This window comes from Streptococcus mitis (assembly GCF_023109105.1).
Classification (GTDB): Bacteria; Bacillota; Bacilli; order Lactobacillales; family Streptococcaceae; genus Streptococcus; species Streptococcus mitis_BW.
This window is the reverse complement of the sequence record NZ_JALDTZ010000004.1, coordinates 85,357-106,410: the sequence shown is the minus strand read 5'-3', so window position 1 is coordinate 106,410 and position 21,054 is coordinate 85,357. Positions and strand designations below refer to the sequence as shown.

Below are 21,054 nucleotides of genomic sequence, written 5' to 3'. Positions count from 1 at the left end.
ATGTCTAACCTAGCAGAAAGAGGTAATACCATGAACAGTAAATTTTATAAAATGAGACGAAATCGCATGATTTCAGGAGTTCTGGCAGGTCTGTCAGACAAATGGAACTTTGACGTTACCCTTGTTCGTTTTCTGTTTGCCATTTTTACAGTCGCAAACTTTGGACTTGGCGTGATTATTTATATCATCCTAGCTTCTATCATGCCAACCAAGGAAGAAATTGAAGCAGAAATGTACGGAACAGGCCCACGAAAACGCAAAGAAGCTCAAGCCATTGAAGAAAATGATGGATGGTTTTGGTGAGGTACTTAGCTAATAAGGCAATAGTTGCTTACACATTTAAGGAAATAGGATTTTTCTATACATTGCTAATAGCCTTCTACAAAAGATTAGGAATAAGCAAAAAGCTTTAAATCAATAGTCTAAACTGCTTGATTTAAAGCTTTTTTACTTTTAATAATTTTTTTCCAGCTTCATCTACAAACTAATACTCTTCGAAAATCAAATTCAAACCACGTCAGCTTCGCCTTGCCGTACTCAAGTACTGTCTGTGGCTAGCTTCCTAGTTTGCTTTTTGATTTTCATTGAGTATAAAAGCATTCTTTTGAATTCATGTTTCTAATCTATTTTTTGCTGCTGGGAGAAAACTGTTTTTGAAAAATGGTGGATGCTGATAACAACTGATAACCAGCAAATAACATATGCAGTACCTGTAAATTCTGTACCGATAAAGTATGTTTTTTCAACTAAGAGCTGACCGATAAATGGAGAGAGCAGATAGAGAAGTCCGAAGACTATATGTTCTTTGTGTTTCATTAAAGTGCACCTTCTTTCCTTATGGGGATGACGGACTTGTAAGTGTTCAATTTAATGGCGTTTCATCTAGATAAGCTTACTCAAATGATAGTTACGATTTCTCCTCTCCAAAGTAAGCCTTTTCACACTTATATTTTACAACTTTAAAAATAGGAAATCAAATCATTTTCTAAGTAATTTTGCTTACAGTTCTCTAATCTTACAAAAATGTAAGATTAAAGTCTCTTTTGTAAGGTTAGGTTATGGCAAGCCGTCTTTTTTTGATGTAAACTAGACTCATAAAGAAAAAGGAGTAAGAACATGAAAAAATTATTTCAAGAAAAATTTTCAAAAAAACCAAGTCACAAAGATATCGAGCGCGTTCAACTGGGATGCGCTATGATGCAAGCAACATTTCATTTGATGGGATATTAAGAAAGGAGATTCTCATGACACTTTTAGATGTAAAACACGTTCAAAAAATTTATAAAACTCGTTTTCAGGGCAATCAAGTAGAAGCCCTCAAGGATATTCACTTTACGGTCGAAAAGGGTGACTACGTTGCTATCATGGGTGAATCTGGTTCTGGTAAATCAACTCTTCTCAATATCCTAGCTATGCTGGATAAACCAACTCGTGGTCAGGTTTACCTGAATGGAACTGATACAGCAACCATTAAAAATTCACAGGCTTCTAGTTTCCGTCGTGAAAAGCTGGGCTTTGTCTTCCAAGACTTTAACTTGCTAGATACGCTGTCTGTTAAGGACAATATCTTGCTTCCGCTTGTCTTGTCAAGAAGACCCATTACAGAGATGATGAAGAAATTAGTGGTAACAGCTGAGAATTTGGGTATCAACCAATTACAAGAGAAGTACCCTTACGAGATTTCAGGTGGGCAGAAACAGCGTGTAGCAGTAGCCCGCGCCATCATCACAGAGCCTGAAATTCTCCTTGCGGATGAGCCAACAGGAGCGCTTGATTCCAAGTCCTCTGCAGCACTTCTTGATGTGTTTGATGAAATCAATGAACGTGGTCAAACCATTCTCATGGTAACCCACTCAACGGCGGCAGCTAGCAGGGCTAAGCGCGTTCTCTTTATCAAGGACGGCATTCTTTACAACCAAATCTACCGTGGAGAAAAAACAGACCGTCAGATGTTCCAAGAAATTTCTGATACCTTGACTGTCATGGCAAGCGAGGTGAATTAGTATGTTTCGATTAACCAATAAGTTAGCGGTATCGAACTTGATTAAAAACCGTAAACTCTACTATCCTTTTGCGCTGGCTGTTCTCTTGGCAGTCACTGTCACCTATCTCTTTTACTCTCTAACTTTCAATCCCAAGATTGCAGAAATTCGTGGAGGGGAAACCATTCAAGCTACTCTAGGATTTGGTATGTTTGTCGTCACCCTTGCGTCAGCCATTATCGTCCTCTATGCCAATAGTTTTGTCATGAAAAACCGTTCCAAGGAACTGGGGATTTATGGCATGTTGGGATTGGAGAAACGTCACCTGATCAGTATGACCTTTAAGGAGTTAGTGGTATTTGGGATTCTAACTGTTGGAGCAGGTATCGGTATTGGAGCCTTGTTTGACAAGTTGATTTTCGCTTTCCTACTCAAACTGATGAAATTAAAGGTAGAACTAGTCGCTACTTTCCAGATGAAAGTTGTCATTATAGTACTTCTTGTCTTCGGTTTGATTTTCCTAGGTCTCATGTTCCTGAATGCTCTTCGAATCGCCCGTATGAATGCCCTTCAGCTCTCTCGTGAGAAAGCAAGTGGTGAGAAAAAAGGTCGTTTCCTATCTCTCCAAACTATTCTTGGTGCGATTAGTTTAGGTGGTGGATATTATCTTGCGGTTACTGTAAAAGATCCCCTTACAGCTCTAACAACTTTTTTCCTAGCTGTTTTGCTGGTTATTTTTGGGACCTATCTCTTGTTCAATGCAGGGATTACAGTTTTCCTCCAAATCTTAAAGAAAAATAAGAAATACTATTACCAGCCCAATAACCTTATCTCAGTGTCCAACTTGATTTTCCGTATGAAGAAAAATGCGGTTGGACTAGCAACTATCGCGATTTTGTCAACAATGGTTTTGGTAACCATGTCAGCAGCGACTAGTATTTTCAATGCCTCAGAAAGTTTTAAAAAAGTTCTAAATCCTCATGACTTTGGCATTACTGGACAAAATGTTGAAAAAGAAGACTTGGACAAACTCTTGAGCCAGTTTGCAAGTGATAAAGGTTATAAGATTAAAGAGAAAGAAGTTCTTCGTTACGCTTACTTTGGTGTTGCAAACCAAGAAGGTAGCAAGTTAACCATTTTTGAAAAAGGACAAAACCGTGTCCAAGTCAAAACAGTTTTTATGGTATTTGACCAAAAAGATTATGAAACTATGACTGGTCAAAAACTTTCTCTATCAGGCAATGAGGTCGGACTCTTTGCAAAGAATGAGGGAGTTAAAGAACAAAAAGCTCTAACTCTAAATGATCATCAATTTTCTGTAAAAGAAGAATTTACTAAAGATTTCATTGTAAACCATGTTCCAAACCAGTTTAATATTTTGACTTCTGATTACAATTACCTTGTTGTACCTAATTTACAAGCCTTTTTGGACCAATTCCCAGATTCTGATATCTATAATCAGTTTTACGGTGGTATGAATGTAAGTATCAGTGAAGAAGAGCAACTCAAAGTCGCTGAAGAATATGAAAAATACTTACAAAAGTTTAATGCTCAATTAAACACTGAAGGTAACTATGTGTATGGTAGCACTCTAGCAGATGCTGGTGCTCAAATGAGTGTCCTCTTTGGCGGTGTCTTCTTTATTGGTATTTTCCTATCCATTATCTTTATGGTCGGAACCGTTCTGGTCATCTACTACAAACAAATTTCTGAAGGATATGAAGACCGTGAGCGCTTTATTATCTTGCAGAAAGTTGGTTTAGATCAAAAGCAAATCAAGCAAACCATTAACAAACAGGTTTTAACTGTTTTCTTCCTTCCTTTGCTTTTTGCCTTCATACATTTAGCCTTTGCCTACCATATGCTTAGTCTGATTCTAAAAGTGATTGGTGTACTGGATACGACTATGATGTTGATTGTGACCTTGTCTATCTGCGCTATCTTCCTCATCGCCTATGTGCTGATTTTCATGATTACCTCTAGAAGTTATCGTAAAATTGTCCAAATGTAAAAAAGATACCTCGACTTCAAAATCGAGGTATTTCTTGTATTCTAAATGCTGAAAAGTTGTCCTAGCAGAAAGGTAACTCCCATGGTTAAAAGACCAATAGCAAGGTTCCGAGTCATAGCTGTTTTAGTTGGGGCTTTTCCAAGTTTGGCGCTTGTGTAGCCAGTCATCAAGAGTGAAACTCCTACAATCAGAACAGTAGCAGGGATGCGGTATTCACTTGGGAAAATGGTTACTGAGAGCATTGGAGGCAAACTTCCAAGGAAAAAGGCAACGAAGCTAGAAATGGCAGCGTGCCAAGGATTGGTAAATTCTTCATACTCAATTCCATATTTTTCCTCTACCAAAGCCTTGAGTGGATTTTTAAGAAAGGCCTTATTTGTCAAGAGCTGGGCAGAGGTTTCGCATTCTCCATTTTGGATATAGGCAGCATAGAGGGACTTTTTGGCTAGCTCCAAATCTTGGTCTAGCAAGAGTTTTTCTCGCGCAACAGCTGCTTCCTCAGTATCTTTTTGAGTTGAAACGGATACATATTCTCCGCCAGCCATTGAAAAGGCACCTGCTAAGATAGCCGCAAATCCTGATAAAAAGATAATCCAGATATTGCTCGTAGCACTGGCAACCCCGATAACCACACCAGCAATGGAAATAATTCCATCATTAGCACCAAGAACACCCGCACGCAGGATATTTAAACGACCTGCAAAATTTGAATCAATTTCGTGATTTGTTTCTGACATACTAATCTCCTTTTTATCCAGTATAAAGGAAACAGATAATGAAATCAATCTTTTAAAAGTATCTGAAAAAAGTTGCACGATTTTAATTTTACGAGCTTTTTTAAAAGTTAGAAACACGACTAGCTAGTAGAGAAGGATAAAAGAGAAGCAAAGCTGATAGACTAGTCCTTTTTCTAGTTATCTATGGTATAATAGGAGGTAGATTTACTAATCGGAGTAAGAAAGATTTTATGATTAAACTAGTAGCAACGGATATGGACGGAACCTTCCTAGATGGGAATGGACGCTTTGATATGGACCGCCTCAAGTCTCTCTTAGCTTCCTACAAGGAAAAAGGGATTTACTTTGCAGTGGCTTCGGGTCGAGGATTTCTATCCTTAGAAAAATTATTTGCTGATGTTCGTGATGACATTATTTTCATCGCTGAAAATGGCAGTTTAGTAGAGTATCAAGGTCAAGACTTGTATGAAGCGACTATGTCTCGTGAGTTTTATTTGACGACTTTTGAAAAGCTACAAACGTCACCTTATGTAGATGTCAATAAATTACTTTTGACAGGTAAGAAGGGTTCTTATGTACTAGATACGGTTGATGAAACCTATTTGAAAGAGAGTCAGCATTATAATGAAAATATCCAAAAAGTAGCCGGTCTGGAAGATATCACAGATGACATTTTCAAATTTACAACCAACTTCACAGAAGAAACTCTGGAAGCTGGAGAGGCTTGGGTCAATGAACATGTACCTGGTGTTAAGGCTATGACAACTGGTTTTGAATCCATTGATATTGTTCTGGACTATGTCGATAAGGGAGTGGCTATTGTTGAATTAGCTAAAAAACTTGGTATCACAATGGATCAGGTTATGGCTTTTGGAGACAATCTAAATGACTTGCATATGATGCAGGTTGTAGGACATCCTGTAGCTCCTGAAAATGCACGACCTGAAATTTTAGAATTAGCAGAGACAGTGATTGGTCACCATAAGGACCAGTCGGTTATAGCTTATATGGAGGGCTTATAATGGCAGATATAAAATTGATTGCATTGGACTTGGACGGTACCTTGCTGACTACTGATAAAAGGCTGACGGATCGCACCAAGGCAACCTTGAAAGCTGCGCGTGATCGTGGTATCAAGATCGTATTGACAACTGGTCGCCCTTTAAAAGCTATGGATTTCTTTCTCCATGAGCTAGGGACTGACGGCCATGAAGATGAGTATACGATTACCTTTAATGGAGGTTTAGTTCAGAAAAATACAGGTGAAATCCTTGATAAAACAGTCTTTTCATATGATGATGTGGCACGCTTGTATGAAGAAACAGAGAAATTATCACTGCCTCTTGATGCAATCTCAGAAGGAACTGTTTATCAAATCCAATCGGACCAAGAAAGTCTTTATGCCAAATTCAATCCAGCATTGACTTTTGTTCCAGTGGACTTTGAAGACTTATCTAGTCAGATGACCTACAATAAGTGCGTGACTGCCTTTGCTCAAGAACCCTTGGATGCAGCCATTCAGAAGATTTCTCCAGAATTGTTCGACCAATATGAAATCTTTAAATCACGTGAAATGTTGCTAGAGTGGTCTCCAAAGAATGTTCATAAAGCAACAGGTTTGGCAAAACTAATCAGCCATCTAGGAATCGACCAAAGCCAAGTCATGGCATGTGGTGACGAGTCCAATGACCTCTCTATGATTGAGTGGGCAGGGCTCGGTGTTGCCATGCAAAACGCTGTTCCTGAAGTCAAGGCAGTCGCAAATGTAGTGACGCCAATGACCAATGATGAAGAGGCTGTCGCTTGGGCTATCGAAGAATATGTACTAAAGGAGAACTAAGATATGGGATTATTTGACCGTCTATTCGGAAAAAAAGAAGAACCTAAAATCGAAGAAGTTGTAAAAGAAGCTCTAGAAAATCTTGATTTGTCTGAAGATACGGAGCCTTCCTTCACAGAAGTTGAGGAAGTTTCTCAAGAAGAAGCAGTGGTTGAAAGTTCTGAAGAAGCTGTTCTCGAAGAAGAGGAAAATCAAGACACAGTTGAAGAAAATCAGGATTCAGAGTCAGTTGTAGAAGTTTCTCAAGAAGAAATAGAAGAATTTCCAAACTCACAAGAAGTCTCAGAGGAAGAGACTTCTGAGCTCCTAGAGACTGTAGAGGAAAATAGTTCTGAAGTGCTTGAACAAGAAACGCCTCAAGCAGAAGAAACTGTTCAGGAAAAATATGATCGTAGTCTTAAAAAAACTCGCACAGGTTTCGGTGCCCGTTTGAACGCCTTCTTTGCCAACTTCCGCTCTGTTGACGAAGAATTTTTTGAGGAACTGGAAGAACTGCTGATCATGAGCGACGTTGGTGTGCAGGTAGCTTCAAACTTAACGGAGGAACTACGCTATGAAGCCAAGCTCGAAAATGCCAAGAAACCTGATGTACTTCGCCGTGTCATTATTGAGAAATTGGTTGAGCTTTATGAAAAGGATGGCAACTATGATGAAAGTATCCACTTCCAAGATGGCTTGACAGTCATGCTCTTTGTTGGTGTGAATGGTGTTGGGAAAACAACTTCTATCGGGAAACTAGCCCACCGCTACAAACAAGCTGGTAAGAAGGTCATGTTGGTTGCGGCAGATACCTTCCGTGCGGGTGCAGTAGCCCAGCTAGCTGAATGGGGCCGTCGTGTGGACGTTCCTGTTGTGACGGGCCCTGAAAAAGCTGATCCAGCCAGCGTGGTCTTTGATGGTATGGAACGTGCTGTAGCTGAAGGTATCGATATTCTCATGATTGATACTGCTGGTCGTCTGCAAAATAAGGATAATCTCATGGCTGAGCTGGAAAAGATTGGTCGTATCATCAAACGTGTTGTGCCAGAAGCTCCGCATGAAACCTTCTTGGCTCTTGATGCATCAACAGGTCAGAATGCCTTGGTACAGGCCAAAGAATTTTCAAAAATTACCCCTTTGACAGGAATTGTCTTGACTAAGATTGATGGAACTGCCCGAGGTGGTGTTGTTCTTGCAATCCGTGAGGAACTCAATATCCCTGTTAAGCTGATTGGTTTTGGTGAAAAGATTGATGATATTGGAGAATTTAACTCAGAAAACTTTATGAAGGGTCTCTTGGAAGGCTTAATCTAATCAGAAGCAAAAATCCTGCAAGGTACAAACTTGCAGGAAATTTTTTTATTCTAAGCGACCATCTTGACGATAGGCGATATCTGGTTGCCAAGTCCATTTGGCACCGAATTTTTCAAGTAAGTCAAAGCTGGCTTGAGGGCCCATGCTTCCAGCTTTATAGTCATGAAGTGGGGCACCATTTTCAGCCCAGAGTTCTTCGATACGGTCAATCAATTTCCATGACGCACCAACTTCATCCCAGTGGCTAAAGTTAGTTGAGTTGTTGTTTAGGACATCATAAATCAATTTCTCGTATGGTTCTGGAGAAGCACCAGTTGCGGTCGCATCTGTACGGTAATCCAGTGAGTTAGGAGCCAAATTGAATTCTTCTCCTACTTGCTTCCCATTTAGGCTAAGAGAGAAACCTTCTGTTGGTTGGATATAGATAGTCAAAATATTTGGAGCAAGAGGTTCTCCAAATATAGAATCCATTTGTTTAAAGACGATGTTGACATGAGTTCCTTTTTCAGTCAGTCGTTTACCTGTACGGAAGAAGAAAGGAACACCACGGAATCGATCACTGTCTACAAAGAAGGCACCAGATGCAAAGGTTTCGGTTGTAGATTCTGGATTTACATTTGGCTCGCTACGATAAGAGATGTATTTCATGCCATCAATCTTACCAGAGCGGTATTGACCACGGATAAAGTGTTCTTTAAGTTCTTCATCAGTTGGATGATAGAGGTTTTTAAAGACCTTAATCTTTTCAGCGCGAATCTCGTCTTTTGTGAAGCTTGCTGGCTTGTCCATGGCAAGAAGAGAAAGAAGTTGCAAAGTGTGGTTCTGTACCATGTCACGGAGGGCACCAGATTCATCATAGTAGCCACCACGTTCTTCTACACCTAAGCGCTCTGCAAAGGTAATTTGAACATTGTCGATAAAGTCCTTGTTCCAAACGTTTTCAAAAATCAAGTTTGCAAAGCGAACTGCAAAGATGCTTTGGATCATTTCCTTACCAAGATAATGGTCGATACGGAAAATTTGTCCTTCGTCAAATGTTGCTAGGAGCTCGTCATTTAACTTGCTTGCAGTTATGTAATCTGTACCAAATGGTTTTTCAACGATTAAACGCTCAAAACCTTTACCATCTACAATGTTTTCAGACTTGAGGTGTTTGGCAATAGTTCCAAAGAACTGAGGCGCCATAGACAAAAAGAAGAGCTTGTTGTGTTCCGCTTGATACTTGTCATTTAGTTCAGCCTGCAATTGACGTAAAGCAATGTAGTGCTCTGTATCATTAACATCATGACTTTGATAGTAGAAGTGGCTAGCGAACTCTTGAGCCTGTTCGGTACTATCTGCCAAATCAAGGATTGATTCGACTACAACAGATTCAAAATATTCCTTGCTCCAAGGACGACGGGCAGTTCCAATGACTGCAAAGTGCTCGGAAAGATTGCCGGATTTATAAAGTCTAAAAAGGGAAGGGTAGAGCTTGCGTTTAGCCAGGTCTCCACTCGCACCGAAAATTGTAACAATAACCTTAGATGACATCTAGCTACCTAATTTCTATTTTTATTCCTAGTCTTACTAGGTATGAGGAAATCTCATTTCATAAACTTAATTCTAACATAATTTTCCGAAAAATCAAAAAATCCAATACGAGATAGAAAAAAACTGCAAGGAAATCCTTACAGTTTGAGTATTAGACGTTTAAGACCTTGTCCAAGAACTCTTTCAGACGTGGGTGTTGTGGGTTGTCAAAGATTTGGTCAGGTGTTCCATCTTCAAGGAATTCACCATCTGCAGTAAAGATAACGCGGTTAGCAACCTGACGGGCAAATCCCATCTCATGGGTTACGATAATCATGGTCATACCTTGCTCAGCCAGTTCCTTCATAACGTTTAGTACGTCTCCAACCATCTCAGGGTCAAGGGCTGAAGTTGGTTCATCAAAGAGCATGATGTCTGGATTCATTGCTAGTCCACGAGCGATGGCCACACGTTGTTTTTGACCACCTGATAGGCTATCTGGGTTGGCATTAGCTTTATCTGCTAGGCCAACCTTATCAAGCAACTCCATTCCCAATTTCTCAGCTTCTTCCTTAGTCATCAACTTGTGCTCAATAGGAGCAAAGGTAATGTTGTCCAATACAGACATATGAGGGAAGAGGTTGAAGTGTTGGAACACCATCCCGATATTTTCACGGACGTGGTCAACGTTGGTAGTTTTTTCAGTTAAGTCATAGCCGTTCACAGTGATATGTCCGCTAGTAACTTCTTCTAGAAGATTAAGGCTACGGAGGAAGGTCGATTTACCAGAACCTGAAGGACCAATGATACAAACAACATCTCCTTCATAGAATTTAGTCGTGATTCCTTTTAAAACCTCATTTTTTCCATAATACTTATGTAAATCATTTACATCAATTTTTAATTTTGCCATTAACGAATCCTCTTTTCTAAGCGTTTCGCTAGTCTAGTCAAAAGTGTGATAATTACAAGATAGAAGATAGCAAGGATTGCATACATCTTGAAACTTTGGTAGTTACGGGCAATGATGATCTTACCAGTTTGGAAGAGTTCAACCAAACCGATAGCAGATACGATCGTTGTATCTTTCAAAGCAATAACAAATTGGTTGACAAAGTTTGGAAGCATGAGCTTAGTTGCTTGTGGCAAGACAATCTTACGCATGGTTTTTCCATATGAAATACCTAGGCTTCGGCTGGCTTCCATTTGACCAACTGGAACAGCCTGAATACCACCACGAACGATTTCAGCGATATAAGCTGCTGCATTGAGTGAGAGGGCAATAGTCCCAGCTACAAAGTCGTTAATTGGACTTTGTTGACCTGTGATAGATTCGATGAAGTTTGGAATTCCCCAGAAGATGAAGGCTGCAAGAATCATCAATGGAATACCACGGATAATGTCAACGAAAATCTCAGAGATCACACGAAGAGATTTGTAGGGGCTAACGCTAAACATACCGAAGATAATCCCGATAACAATGGCAATAGCAAATGAGATAAGAGCTAGAGCAAGAGTGATACCAAGCCCGCTAAGGAGTTGTTTGTAGTTGTTTTGGAGCAAGCCCCAGATAGTTGTCTCATCAACGGTGCTTGTTGAAGCAGATGAAGATTCGCTAGCTAGGTATTTATCAAGAATCTTTTGGAATTCACCGTTTGCTTTAAGGTTTGCAAGTCCGTTATTGAACATTTCAATCAATTCTGGATTTGCTCCTTTTTTAACGGCAAAGGCTGTTTCACCGATTGGAGTTCCAGCGATTGGAGTTTTCAATTTTTGCCCTTGGCTGATAGAATATTTGAGAACAGGTTCATCATCCATAACGGCATCAATGGCACCAGTATTTAAACTGTCATACATTGAAGAACCATCAGCGAAGGTTTTGATTTTGTAACCGTATTTGCTTTGATTTTCTGTTAGGAAGGTTTGAGAAGCAGTTCCGTTTTTAACACCGACCGTCTTTCCTTTTAAATCTTCATAAGAAGCAATATTGCTTGATTCTTTGACACCAAGGATAGTATTGGCAGTGTAGTAGGATTCTGAGAAGTCAAAAGTTGCCTTACGAGCATCTGTGACAGACATACCAGCAATGATACCATCAGCTTGTCCAGCTTGAACAGCACTGATAGCGGCATCAAAACCAGGGTTGGTGATTTCAATTTCGAAACCTTGGTCTTTAGCGATTGCCTTAATCAATTCCATATCAATACCAGTAAATTGGTTGCTTGAATTTTGGAAAACAAAAGGTGCAAAAGAAGAATCACTGGCAATGATGTATTTAGCTTTAACAGGAATGGCTTTTAATCCTGCTAGAGTAGTTGTAGTTGGCACTGCTGAAGATGATGAAGCAGTCCATTTCTTGATGATTTTATCAAGACTACCATCTTTTTTCATTTCAGCCAAGGCTTGGTTAAATTCAGTAACTAGGTGCTCGTATTTGCTACCTTTTTTCACACCGAAAGCAAAGCTACCTACAGCTTCACCATCCATTTCAATATGAAGGTCTTGCCCTTGGTTAATGGCATACTCGATAACAGGTTTGTCATCCATCATGGCATCGATGGCACCAGCACTCAAGCTGTTGTTCATCAAATCACTAGTGTCAAATGTTTTAATAGTAAAGCCGTATTTATCTTTGATTGTTTCAAGAAAACGTTGAGCAGCAGTTCCGTTTTTAACACCAACAGTTTTACCTTTTAATTGGTCATACTGACTAATCTTGTGTGACTTTGTAGTTGCAATGACAACTTTTGTATCATAGTAAGTATCAGACATAGTGAAAACTTTTTCACGTTCTGTAGTTTTTGTCATTCCAGCCATGATTGCATCAGCTTGACCAGCTTGAACCGCATTTACCGCTGCATCAAATCCAGGATAGGACATCTGAATGTTCCATCCTTTAATCTCAGCGACTTTGTTGATAATGTCAACATCAATTCCTTTATAAGTTTGATCTGAATCTTTAAACTCAAAAGGTGCATAGGCGGTATCAGACACAATCTTAATCGTCTCTGCTTTCGCAATACCTAATGAGAAAATTGGGAATAAAATTAGCAAAAATGCTAGAAATCTTTTCTTCATTTTTAGTCTCCTTTTCCGAATATTTTACCATTATAGCAAAAAAAATAAAAAAAGGCAAATTTTTACAAAAACTATGTAAGAAGATATAACATATATAATTCTGATTTTGTCTTGAATCACACAACAGAAGTGCTATAATAAAGGTATATCATATAGTAAAAGAGGATAAAGTTATGAAAGACAAAAGAATATTTAAAGACTTCCAAGCTTCTCAAATGCAGCTAAACATTTACACAAGCCCCTTGTTAGCCTTTGTTTTTGTCTTTATAGGAGAGTTTGTGGCTTTTACTTTATATGGTATTAGTTTGTTAGCTCTCATCGGACTTGCTAGAAATTTTGGAGAGGCTGGTCAAGATTTTGCTACCTACTTGCAGACCTTGCAGCAGAGCTTGACGGATAAAACAAGTGATTTTCGTTTAATTTTAGAATTGCTGGCCTTTGGGTTCGTTCTCAACACTGTGTTCAGATGGACTAGAAAAGTTGAGAAAAGACCTATAAGAACTTTAGGATTTTATAAAGAAAATTTCCTCAGCAATCTTGTTAAAGGATTTGGCCTAGGCCTGGCACTTTTTTTTCTGACCTTGTTAGGTTTAGTGGCCGTGGGGCAATATCGTTTGGAGTCCATTCACTTGAATCCTTATTCGTTTATCTTTGTCATTTTTACCATTCCATTTTGGATTTTACAGGGGACAACAGAAGAAGTGGTGGCCCGTGCTTGGCTCCTTCCTCAATTGGCTTCAAGAACCAATCTCAAACTTGCTGTTCTTATATCTAGCCTATTCTTTACCCTGCTTCATATGGGCAATTCTGGTCTAACACCACTATCTCTAGTAAATCTCTTCTTATTCGGAGTTGCCATGGCTCTTTACCTTCTAAAAACCGATACAGTTTGGGGTGTTGCAGGTATTCATGGGGCTTGGAATTTTGCTCAGGGAAATCTCTTTGGGATTTTAGTTAGTGGTCAGCAGTCAGGAACGTCTTTGATGACCTTTTTACCACAAGGCGATCAGAGCTGGCTATCAGGTGGCTCTTTTGGGCTCGAAGGATCTATCATGACAAGTTTAGTCTTGTTACTACTGATTGTCTATCTCGTCTATCAATTAAAGAAAGAAAATGAAAGGATGTGACTTCGGTCCGTCCTTTTCTTCGTGAAAATGCTATAAGTATGCTAAAATAGGAATAGCACATCGAGAGAGGATTATTATGATCAATCGCATTACAGATAATCAATTTAAACTAGTATCAAAATATCAACCATCAGGAGATCAACCACAAGCTATCGAGCAGTTGGTTGATAATATCGAGGGTGGAGAAAAAGCTCAGATTCTGATGGGGGCGACTGGAACAGGGAAGACCTATACCATGAGTCAGGTCATTTCCAAAGTTAATAAACCAACACTGGTCATCGCCCACAATAAGACTCTGGCAGGACAGCTCTATGGAGAATTTAAGGAATTTTTCCCTGAAAATGCTGTTGAGTACTTCGTATCTTACTATGATTATTACCAACCTGAGGCCTATGTCCCTTCTAGTGATACCTATATTGAAAAGGATAGCTCTGTCAATGACGAGATTGACAAGCTTCGTCACTCAGCGACTTCGGCTCTTTTGGAGCGTAATGATGTTATTGTCGTGGCCTCAGTCTCTTGTATCTATGGTTTGGGTTCGCCCAAGGAATACGCTGATAGTGTCGTTAGTCTCCGTCCTGGTCTAGAGATTTCTCGTGATAAACTCTTGAATGACTTGGTCGATATTCAGTTTGAACGTAATGATATTGATTTCCAACGGGGAAGATTTCGCGTTCGTGGGGATGTGGTAGAGATTTTCCCAGCTTCCCGTGATGAACACGCTTTTCGAGTAGAATTTTTTGGAGACGAAATTGACCGTATTCGTGAGGTTGAGGCCCTGACTGGTCAGGTATTGGGAGAAGTGGATCATTTAGCGATTTTCCCTGCGACTCACTTTGTGACCAATGATGACCACATGGAAGTTGCCATTGCCAAGATTCAGGCCGAGTTGGAGGAGCAGTTAGCTATCTTTGAGAAGGAAGGCAAACTGCTTGAAGCTCAACGTTTGAAACAGAGGACAGAGTATGATATCGAAATGCTCCGTGAGATGGGCTATACCAATGGGGTTGAGAACTATTCACGTCACATGGATGGACGGAGTGAGGGTGAGCCTCCTTACACGCTTCTCGATTTCTTCCCAGATGATTTCTTGATTATGATTGACGAGAGTCACATGACTATGGGACAAATAAAAGGTATGTATAATGGAGACCGTTCGCGTAAAGAAATGCTGGTTAATTATGGTTTCCGTTTGCCGTCAGCCTTGGACAATCGTCCTCTCCGTCGTGAGGAGTTTGAAAGTCATGTACATCAGATTGTTTACGTTTCAGCGACACCTGGTGACTATGAAAATGAACAGACTGAGACAGTGATTGAGCAAATCATTCGTCCAACAGGACTATTGGATCCAGAGGTAGAAGTCCGTCCGACTATGGGACAGATTGATGATCTCTTAGGTGAAATCAATGCCCGTGTTGAAAAGAACGAGCGAACCTTTATCACTACCTTGACCAAGAAAATGGCAGAAGACTTGACCGACTACTTCAAGGAAATGGGCATCAAGGTCAAGTACATGCACTCGGATATCAAGACCTTGGAGAGGACGGAGATCATTCGTGACCTACGCTTGGGTGTCTTTGACGTCTTGGTTGGAATCAACCTCCTTCGTGAAGGGATTGACGTTCCTGAAGTGAGCCTTGTAGCTATTCTCGATGCTGACAAGGAAGGTTTCCTTCGTAACGAACGTGGACTTATCCAGACCATTGGACGTGCCGCCCGTAATAGCGAAGGCCATGTCATCATGTATGCGGACACGGTTACCCAGTCTATGCAACGTGCCATCGATGAAACTGCTCGCCGTCGGAAAATCCAGATGGCCTATAATGAAGAACATGGTATCGTTCCACAAACCATCAAGAAAGAAATCCGTGACCTGATTGCTGTGACCAAGGCAGTTGCTAAGGAAGAAGACAAGGAAGTTGACATCAATAGCCTCAACAAACAAGAGCGCAAAGAACTAGTCAAGAAACTCGAAAAACAAATGCAAGAAGCCGTTGAAGTGCTTGATTTTGAACTTGCAGCCCAGATTCGGGATATGATGTTGGAAGTCAAGGCGTTGGATTAGAATAGTACTTAAAGGAGAAAATATGTCCCGTTCCCAATTAACGATTTTAACAAATATTTGTTTGATTGAAGATCTCGAAACCCAGCGCGTGGTTATGCAGTATCGCTCTCCTGAAACCAATCGCTGGTCTGGTTATGCCTTTCCAGGAGGCCATGTAGAAAATGGCGAATCTTTCGCAGAGTCTGTCATTCGTGAAATCTATGAAGAAACAGGGTTGACTATCCAAAATCCTCAACTTGTCGGCATTAAAAATTGGCCACTAGATACAGGTGGGCGCTATATTGTCTTTTGTTATAAGGCAACTGAGTTCTCTGGTACCCTTCGCTCTTCAGATGAAGGAGAAGTTTCTTGGATTCAAAAAGACCAGATTCCAAACTTGGATCTGGCCTATGATATGTTACCATTGATGGAGATGATGGAAGCTCCTGACAAATCTGAATTTTTCTACCGCCACCGTACAGAAGATGGCTGGGCGAAGAAAATCTTCTAGTCTTTTACTAAATAACCTAGCTGATCTAAGGCCTCCTCGATATAGTGGAGGTCTTGTTGTGTTTCGTATCTAATAGTAATAGGAGATTAGTAAAAACATGTGTACTCTGAAATAAATTTAAAATATTTCTAAAAAAGTATTGACAAAACAAAAGAAAACGCTTACTATATAAATAAGGGAACGGTTCCACAATAAAAAGGAGGAGTGATGACTACAATAAAACAGGTTGCTGAAGAAGCTGGAGTATCAAAGTCAACAGTTTCAAGATATATTTCGAAAAAAGGCTATGTCGGAGATGATGCGAGAGAAAAGATAAAAAATGCTATCAAGAAATTAAATTACACACCAAATGTATTAGCACAATCTTTAAAAACTAAAAAAAATCAAATGGTAGGACTCTTATTGCCAGATATTTCTAATCCGTTCTTCCCAAGATTGGTTCGAGGAGCCGAATCATATTTGAAAGATAAAGGTTATAGGATTATGGTTGGTACTATTTCAGATCATGATTCGTTAGAAGAATATATAAACCTTTTGTTAAAAACAAATGCAGCTGGTATTATAACAACCCTTGACTTTACAAAGGAATTTCCAAATCTAACATTACCTGTTGTTGTGGTTGACCGGATTAGTAAAGATACAGGCTATGGTGTTTTTTCTGATAATCAGTTGGGTGGACGTTTGGCTGCTAAAGCAATTTGGAATGCTGGCGCTGAGCAGGTTATGATCATCAAAGTTTTAGATGATAAAGCTGAGAATATTGTGGAACGATTTGAAGCAAGTTTAAACTATTTGAGGAATAAAAATTTAGAAATTTGTATTGAAGAAAGTGAAACTTTTGACTTTGAAAAAATTCAAAAAGAAGCTAAAGAGAATCTAAAAAGAAATCCAAATATTGATAGTATTATAGCACCTTCTGATATTCATGCGATAGCTTATATTCATGAAATTTTAGCAATTGGGAAAAAAATTCCAGATGATATTCAAATCATTGGTTATGATGATATTGTACTTAGTCAATTTATTTATCCTTCTTTATCAACTATCCACCAATCATCATATAAAATGGGAGAACAGGCTGCAAAGCTAATCTATAATATGGCAAATAAGTTCTCTATAGATGAAGCTAAAATTAAACTCCCTGTTAGGTACATAGAAAGAAATACATTAAGGAGAAAGAAATGAGTAAAATTGTTGTTGTTGGAAGCATTTCAATGGACTTAGTTATGAGAACAAAAAGGATTCCAGAAGGAGGTGAAACGATTTTTGGCGATTCATTTAATATAGTTCCAGGTGGAAAAGGTGCAAATCAAGCTGTAGCTATTGGTAGATTATCCAGTGTTGAAGATAATATTTACATATTTGGGAACGTAGGAGAAGATATTTTTTCAGCTGATTTATTAAGTAATCTGCAAAATAATGATATTTCTACAGCATATGTGGGAACGGTACCACAGTCTTCAGGAGTTGCACAAATTACTTTATATGGAGGTGATAATAGGATTATTTATTATCCCGGAGCTAATAATTTAGTTAAAACAAATGATTGGAAAAATGAGTGGAAATTACTTAGTGATGCAAGTATTGTTGTATTACAGAATGAAATACCACATGAAGCCAACTTATCTATAGCTAAATTTTGCCAAGAAAATCAAGTTAAGGTTCTTTACAATCCTGCACCAGCTAGAGAAACAGACAAAGAGATGATTCCTTTTTGTGATTTTATTACTCCTAACGAGCACGAATGTTCAGAGCTTTTTCCAGATAAGAAATTAGAAGAAATTATTAAAATTTATCCTAATAAAATGATTGTGACATTAGGAGTTGAAGGTTCTATTTATTATGATGGGACAGCAGTTAAGAAAATTCCTGCTATAAAAGCAGAAGTAGTTGATACTACAGGAGCAGGAGATACGTTTAATGGTGCTTTTGCTTATGCTATCTCAAAAGGAAAAGAGATGGATGTTGCATTGTCCTTTGCAACGATTGCTTCACATCTTTCTGTTCAAAGATTTGGAGCGCAAGGAGGTATGCCGAGTTTGAAAGAAATAAAGGAGCATTCAGGATATGAAGAAATATGGGATTTTAAATAGTAATATAGCGAAACTAGCTGATGATTTAGGTCATATGGATTTGGTTTGTATCGGAGATTTAGGATTGCCAGTTCCAAATGGTGTTGATAAAATTGATTTAGCATTAAGAAAAGGTAGTCCAAGTTTTTTAGAAGTTTTAAAAGAATATTCAGATCATGTACTTATCGAAAAAATTTTCTTAGCAGAAGAAATTAAGGAAAAAAACAAAGAACAGTGGCAAGCAGTTCTAGATCTTTTAGGATCGAATATAATTATTGAATATATTAGTCATGAAGAATTGAAAGCTATGAATACTAAAGTTAAGGCAGTTATTCGCACTGGGGAAGATACACCATATTCGAATATAATCTTGCAATCAGGAGTTATTATTTAGAAGGGGGTTGCCTATGAAAATTGAAATGAAGAACATTTCAAAATCTTTTGGGAATAATCGTGTTTTAGAAAGTATTGATTTGGTTCTTAATTCAGGAGAAGTTCATGCTTTAATGGGGGAGAATGGCGCAGGCAAATCAACCTTAATGAATATTTTAACTGGACTTTTTCCAGCTACTTCAGGAACTATTTTTATTGATGGAAAAGAAAAAACATTTTCTAATCCTCAAGAGGCAGAACGGTTTGGAGTGAGTTTTATCCATCAAGAAATGAATACTTGGCCAGATATGACTGTACTTGATAATCTTTTTTTAGGAAGAGAAATTAAAAATTCGATTGGCTTTCTAGATAAAGCTAGTATGGAAAAGAAAGCTAAAGAAGCATTTAAACGTCTTAATATCTCTATTCCTCTCGATGCGATTATTGGTCAATTATCAGTCGGACAACAACAAATGATAGAAATAGCAAAATGTTTATTATCAGAAGTTTCGTTGTTAATTATGGATGAACCTACAGCAGCTTTAACTGACCGTGAAACTGAAACACTTTTCAAAGTGATAGAAGGATTAAAATCTGATGGTGTAGGTATTGTGTATATTTCACATCGCATGGAAGAAATCTTTAAGATCACAGATCTTATAACTGTTATGAGAGATGGGTTTGTAATTGATACCAAGAAAACGAAGTTAACTAATGCAGATGAATTAGTTCAAAAGATGGTAGGTCGTGAATTAGAAGATTATTATCCAGAAAAAAAGGCTGAGATTGGGAATATTGTTTTTCAAGCTAAGAATCTTTCTGGTGACTCTTTTACGGATGTTTCTTTCTATGTACGTCAAGGGGAAATTCTTGGTTTTTCAGGTTTGATGGGTGCTGGTCGTACTGAAATAATGCGAGCAATTTTTGGAATTGATTCTTTAAAATCTGGTCAAATTATAATAAACGGAGAACAACTGATAATTAAAAATCCTTTTGAAGCAATTAAGCATGGAATTGGTTTCTTAACAGAAGATCGTAAAGATGAGGGATTGATTTTAGATTTTTCTATTAAAGATAATATGACTTTACCTAGTACTCGTGATTTTGTTAAAAATGGCATTTTCGATAATAAAACAAGTGGTATATTTGTACAACGCTTAATTGATAGGTTACAAATTAAATCAGGTTATCCAGATAAGGAAGTTGGGACACTTTCTGGTGGTAATCAACAGAAAGTAGTTTTAGCAAAATGGATAGGTATTGCACCAAAAGTACTGATTTTAGATGAGCCAACTCGTGGGGTAGATGTTGGAGCTAAGCGTGAAATTTACCAATTAATGAATGAATTAGCTGAACGAGGTGTACCGATTATTATGGTCTCTTCAGATTTACCAGAAGTGATTGGAGTCAGTGATCGCATTATGGTCATGCATGAAGGTAGAATTAGTGGGGAATTAACACGTCGAGAAGCTACACAAGAAAAAGTTATGCAACTAGCTACAGGAGGACAATAGTGTGAAAAATACTATGAAGTACATGTCAGAATTGACAACGGTAATAGCATTGATAATTTTAATGGCTGTCATCACTATTATCAATTCAAATTTTTTAACAGCAAATAATCTGTTAAATTTACTATTGCAAGTAACATCAAATGCACTGATTGCTTTTGGAATGACTTTTGTTATTCTAACAGGTGGAATCGATTTATCAGTAGGATCAATTTTAGCCTTATCCAGTGCGCTAACAGCAGGTTTATTAGGATCTGGAATGCCTGTTACGTTAGCAATTCTCATCTCTTTAATTTTGGGTTGCATTTTAGGTATGATGAATGGGTTATTGATTTCCTACGGGAAATTAGCTCCATTTATCGTCACTTTAGCGACTATGACTATTTTTAGGGGAGCAACACTTGTTTATACAAATGGGAATCCTATTACAAAAGGATTAAGTGATACATTCTTATTTCAATTTTTGGGGCAAGGTTACATAGTAGGAATTCCATTTCCTGTAATTATTATGTTTATTGTATTTATTGTTTTATATGTTTTACTTCATAAAACAGCATTTGGTAAATCTGTATATGCTATAGGGGGGAATGAAAAAGCAGCATATATATCAGGTGTGAAATTAAATAAAGTGAAAATTATCATTTATTCAATATCAGGTATTATGGCTTCAATTTCTGGATTAATTATAACATCACGCTTAAGTTCTGCTCAACCAACAGCAGGTGCTAGTTATGAAATGGATGCTATTGCAGCTGTTGTTCTTGGAGGAACCTCTTTATCTGGAGGTAAAGGTCGTATACTTGGGACTCTAATAGGTGCTTTAATTATTGGAGTTTTGAATAATGGACTTAATATTATTGGTGTTTCAGCATTTTGGCAACAAGTAGTAAAAGGAGTTGTAATCTTAATTGCTGTTCTGATTGATCGTTTTAAAGTTGTAAAACAGTAGAATAATTTTCAATTT

General features: G+C 38.3%; 19 protein-coding genes and 1 pseudogene. 14 read left to right on the top strand and 6 right to left on the bottom strand.

The genetic code is table 11. The features are described 5' to 3' along the window. Positions 1–30 precede the first annotated feature (30 nt). Positions 31–303 carry a PspC domain-containing protein gene (locus tag M1F37_RS04175; RefSeq protein WP_033685104.1) on the top strand — a complete coding sequence of 91 codons (273 nt, stop codon included), beginning with the start codon at positions 31–33 and terminating at the stop codon, positions 301–303. A 315-nt stretch (positions 304–618) separates the two neighbouring features. On the opposite strand, the gene M1F37_RS04170 is transcribed toward M1F37_RS04175, so the two are convergent. Beyond that, positions 619–816: a hypothetical protein gene (locus M1F37_RS04170; protein WP_247934836.1), complete on the bottom strand. Its 198-nt coding sequence runs from the start codon at positions 814–816 to the stop codon at positions 619–621. A gap of 428 nt (positions 817–1,244) precedes the next feature. On the opposite strand from M1F37_RS04170, the gene M1F37_RS04165 reads away from it, so the two are divergent. Together M1F37_RS04165 and M1F37_RS04160 are read left to right on the top strand one after the other, a co-directional pair. Continuing rightward, entirely contained in the window at positions 1,245–2,003 is a 759-nt protein-coding gene (locus M1F37_RS04165) for an ABC transporter ATP-binding protein (RefSeq protein ID WP_247934835.1), read from the top strand. 1 nt (position 2,004) lies between these two features. Continuing rightward, positions 2,005–3,993 (top strand): ABC transporter permease, encoded by a 1,989-nt coding sequence (locus M1F37_RS04160; RefSeq protein ID WP_247934834.1) that lies wholly within the window; start codon positions 2,005–2,007, stop codon positions 3,991–3,993. Positions 3,994–4,034: 41 nt separating this feature from the next. On the opposite strand, the gene M1F37_RS04155 is transcribed toward M1F37_RS04160, so the two are convergent. Next, on the bottom strand, positions 4,035–4,730 hold the full coding sequence (locus M1F37_RS04155) for a VIT1/CCC1 transporter family protein (protein WP_247934833.1): 696 nt from the start codon (positions 4,728–4,730) through the stop codon (positions 4,035–4,037). Positions 4,731–4,960: 230 nt separating this feature from the next. Here M1F37_RS04155 and M1F37_RS04150 point away from each other — a divergent pair, with 230 nt between their 5' ends. Genes M1F37_RS04150 through ftsY form a run of 3 tightly spaced genes read left to right on the top strand, consistent with a single transcriptional unit; the run spans position 4,961 to position 7,863 of the window. Beyond that, the gene (locus M1F37_RS04150; protein ID WP_124787702.1) at positions 4,961–5,752 is read left to right on the top strand and encodes a Cof-type HAD-IIB family hydrolase; all 792 of its coding nucleotides are present in this window, start codon (positions 4,961–4,963) and stop codon (positions 5,750–5,752) included. Continuing rightward, complete coding sequence (locus M1F37_RS04145) at positions 5,752–6,570, top strand: Cof-type HAD-IIB family hydrolase (RefSeq protein ID WP_247934832.1); 819 nt, start codon at positions 5,752–5,754, stop codon at positions 6,568–6,570. The genes M1F37_RS04150 and M1F37_RS04145 overlap by 1 nt, the downstream gene beginning before the upstream one ends. Before the next feature lie 3 nt (positions 6,571–6,573). Then, positions 6,574–7,863 (top strand): signal recognition particle-docking protein FtsY, encoded by a 1,290-nt coding sequence (gene ftsY, locus M1F37_RS04140; RefSeq protein ID WP_247934831.1) that lies wholly within the window; start codon positions 6,574–6,576, stop codon positions 7,861–7,863. Positions 7,864–7,908: 45 nt separating this feature from the next. Here ftsY and zwf read toward each other — a convergent pair whose 3' ends face one another. The 3 genes from zwf to M1F37_RS04125 form a co-directional block, all read right to left on the bottom strand. Continuing rightward, complete coding sequence (gene zwf / locus M1F37_RS04135; protein WP_247934830.1) at positions 7,909–9,396, bottom strand: glucose-6-phosphate dehydrogenase; 1,488 nt, start codon at positions 9,394–9,396, stop codon at positions 7,909–7,911. A 151-nt stretch (positions 9,397–9,547) separates the two neighbouring features. Continuing rightward, positions 9,548–10,288, bottom strand: a complete 741-nt coding sequence (locus tag M1F37_RS04130) for an amino acid ABC transporter ATP-binding protein (protein WP_049487244.1) — start codon at positions 10,286–10,288, stop codon at positions 9,548–9,550. Continuing rightward, positions 10,288–12,453, bottom strand: a complete 2,166-nt coding sequence (locus M1F37_RS04125; protein ID WP_247934829.1) for an ABC transporter substrate-binding protein/permease — start codon at positions 12,451–12,453, stop codon at positions 10,288–10,290. Before M1F37_RS04125 ends, M1F37_RS04130 begins: the two co-directional genes overlap by 1 nt. Positions 12,454–12,626: 173 nt before the next feature. Between M1F37_RS04125 and M1F37_RS04120 the strand changes: the two genes are divergently transcribed. The 3 genes from M1F37_RS04120 (at position 12,627) to M1F37_RS04110 (ending at position 16,135) form a co-directional block, all read left to right on the top strand. Next, positions 12,627–13,580 carry a CPBP family intramembrane glutamic endopeptidase gene (locus tag M1F37_RS04120; RefSeq protein WP_247934828.1) on the top strand — a complete coding sequence of 318 codons (954 nt, stop codon included), beginning with the start codon at positions 12,627–12,629 and terminating at the stop codon, positions 13,578–13,580. 76 nt (positions 13,581–13,656) lie between these two features. Then, a complete protein-coding gene (gene uvrB, locus M1F37_RS04115) occupies positions 13,657–15,645 on the top strand; it encodes an excinuclease ABC subunit UvrB (RefSeq protein WP_023933623.1) in 1,989 nt (662 codons plus the stop codon). A gap of 22 nt (positions 15,646–15,667) precedes the next feature. Beyond that, positions 15,668–16,135, top strand: coding sequence for an 8-oxo-dGTP diphosphatase (locus M1F37_RS04110; RefSeq protein WP_247934827.1), 468 nt, complete (start codon positions 15,668–15,670; stop codon positions 16,133–16,135). Here M1F37_RS04110 and M1F37_RS04105 read toward each other — a convergent pair. Next, positions 16,132–16,209, bottom strand: a pseudogene (locus tag M1F37_RS04105) (DNA-binding transcriptional regulator); the annotation flags it as partial. The gene M1F37_RS04110 and the pseudogene M1F37_RS04105 overlap by 4 nt on opposite strands. Positions 16,210–16,342: 133 nt before the next feature. Between M1F37_RS04105 and M1F37_RS04100 the strand changes: the two are divergent. From M1F37_RS04100 to M1F37_RS04080, 5 genes are read left to right on the top strand one after another with little or no spacing between them, the layout of a single operon-like run. Then, the gene (locus M1F37_RS04100; RefSeq protein WP_000207598.1) at positions 16,343–17,320 is read left to right on the top strand and encodes a LacI family DNA-binding transcriptional regulator; all 978 of its coding nucleotides are present in this window, start codon (positions 16,343–16,345) and stop codon (positions 17,318–17,320) included. Then, positions 17,317–18,228, top strand: a complete 912-nt coding sequence (gene rbsK / locus M1F37_RS04095) for a ribokinase (RefSeq protein ID WP_203212747.1) — start codon at positions 17,317–17,319, stop codon at positions 18,226–18,228. Before M1F37_RS04100 ends, rbsK begins: the two co-directional genes overlap by 4 nt. After that, a complete protein-coding gene (gene rbsD, locus M1F37_RS04090; RefSeq protein WP_247934826.1) occupies positions 18,203–18,601 on the top strand; it encodes a D-ribose pyranase in 399 nt (132 codons plus the stop codon). Before rbsK ends, rbsD begins: the two co-directional genes overlap by 26 nt. Positions 18,602–18,614: 13 nt before the next feature. After that, complete coding sequence (locus tag M1F37_RS04085) at positions 18,615–20,093, top strand: sugar ABC transporter ATP-binding protein (RefSeq protein WP_247934825.1); 1,479 nt, start codon at positions 18,615–18,617, stop codon at positions 20,091–20,093. Between the two features lies 1 nt (position 20,094). Then, a complete protein-coding gene (locus M1F37_RS04080; protein ID WP_004248623.1) occupies positions 20,095–21,039 on the top strand; it encodes an ABC transporter permease subunit in 945 nt (314 codons plus the stop codon). Positions 21,040–21,054: the final 15 nt, after the last annotated feature.

What these genes read in the sequence shown, in the direction of transcription:
- zwf (WP_247934830.1), bottom strand. Translation starts at nt 9,396, where the DNA reads ATGTCATCTAAGGTTATTGTTACAATTTTCGGTGCGAGTGGAGACCTG.
- M1F37_RS04145 (WP_247934832.1), top strand. Translation starts at nt 5,752, where the DNA reads ATGGCAGATATAAAATTGATTGCATTGGACTTGGACGGTACCTTGCTG.
- uvrB (WP_023933623.1), top strand. Translation starts at nt 13,657, where the DNA reads ATGATCAATCGCATTACAGATAATCAATTTAAACTAGTATCAAAATAT.
- rbsK (WP_203212747.1), top strand. Translation starts at nt 17,317, where the DNA reads ATGAGTAAAATTGTTGTTGTTGGAAGCATTTCAATGGACTTAGTTATG.
- M1F37_RS04160 (WP_247934834.1), top strand. Translation starts at nt 2,005, where the DNA reads ATGTTTCGATTAACCAATAAGTTAGCGGTATCGAACTTGATTAAAAAC.
- M1F37_RS04100 (WP_000207598.1), top strand. Translation starts at nt 16,343, where the DNA reads ATGACTACAATAAAACAGGTTGCTGAAGAAGCTGGAGTATCAAAGTCA.
- M1F37_RS04110 (WP_247934827.1), top strand. Translation starts at nt 15,668, where the DNA reads ATGTCCCGTTCCCAATTAACGATTTTAACAAATATTTGTTTGATTGAA.
- M1F37_RS04170 (WP_247934836.1), bottom strand. Translation starts at nt 816, where the DNA reads ATGAAACACAAAGAACATATAGTCTTCGGACTTCTCTATCTGCTCTCT.
- rbsD (WP_247934826.1), top strand. Translation starts at nt 18,203, where the DNA reads ATGAAGAAATATGGGATTTTAAATAGTAATATAGCGAAACTAGCTGAT.
- M1F37_RS04155 (WP_247934833.1), bottom strand. Translation starts at nt 4,730, where the DNA reads ATGTCAGAAACAAATCACGAAATTGATTCAAATTTTGCAGGTCGTTTA.
- M1F37_RS04130 (WP_049487244.1), bottom strand. Translation starts at nt 10,288, where the DNA reads ATGGCAAAATTAAAAATTGATGTAAATGATTTACATAAGTATTATGGA.
- M1F37_RS04150 (WP_124787702.1), top strand. Translation starts at nt 4,961, where the DNA reads ATGATTAAACTAGTAGCAACGGATATGGACGGAACCTTCCTAGATGGG.
- M1F37_RS04165 (WP_247934835.1), top strand. Translation starts at nt 1,245, where the DNA reads ATGACACTTTTAGATGTAAAACACGTTCAAAAAATTTATAAAACTCGT.
- M1F37_RS04085 (WP_247934825.1), top strand. Translation starts at nt 18,615, where the DNA reads ATGAAAATTGAAATGAAGAACATTTCAAAATCTTTTGGGAATAATCGT.
- ftsY (WP_247934831.1), top strand. Translation starts at nt 6,574, where the DNA reads ATGGGATTATTTGACCGTCTATTCGGAAAAAAAGAAGAACCTAAAATC.
- M1F37_RS04175 (WP_033685104.1), top strand. Translation starts at nt 31, where the DNA reads ATGAACAGTAAATTTTATAAAATGAGACGAAATCGCATGATTTCAGGA.
- M1F37_RS04120 (WP_247934828.1), top strand. Translation starts at nt 12,627, where the DNA reads ATGAAAGACAAAAGAATATTTAAAGACTTCCAAGCTTCTCAAATGCAG.
- M1F37_RS04125 (WP_247934829.1), bottom strand. Translation starts at nt 12,453, where the DNA reads ATGAAGAAAAGATTTCTAGCATTTTTGCTAATTTTATTCCCAATTTTC.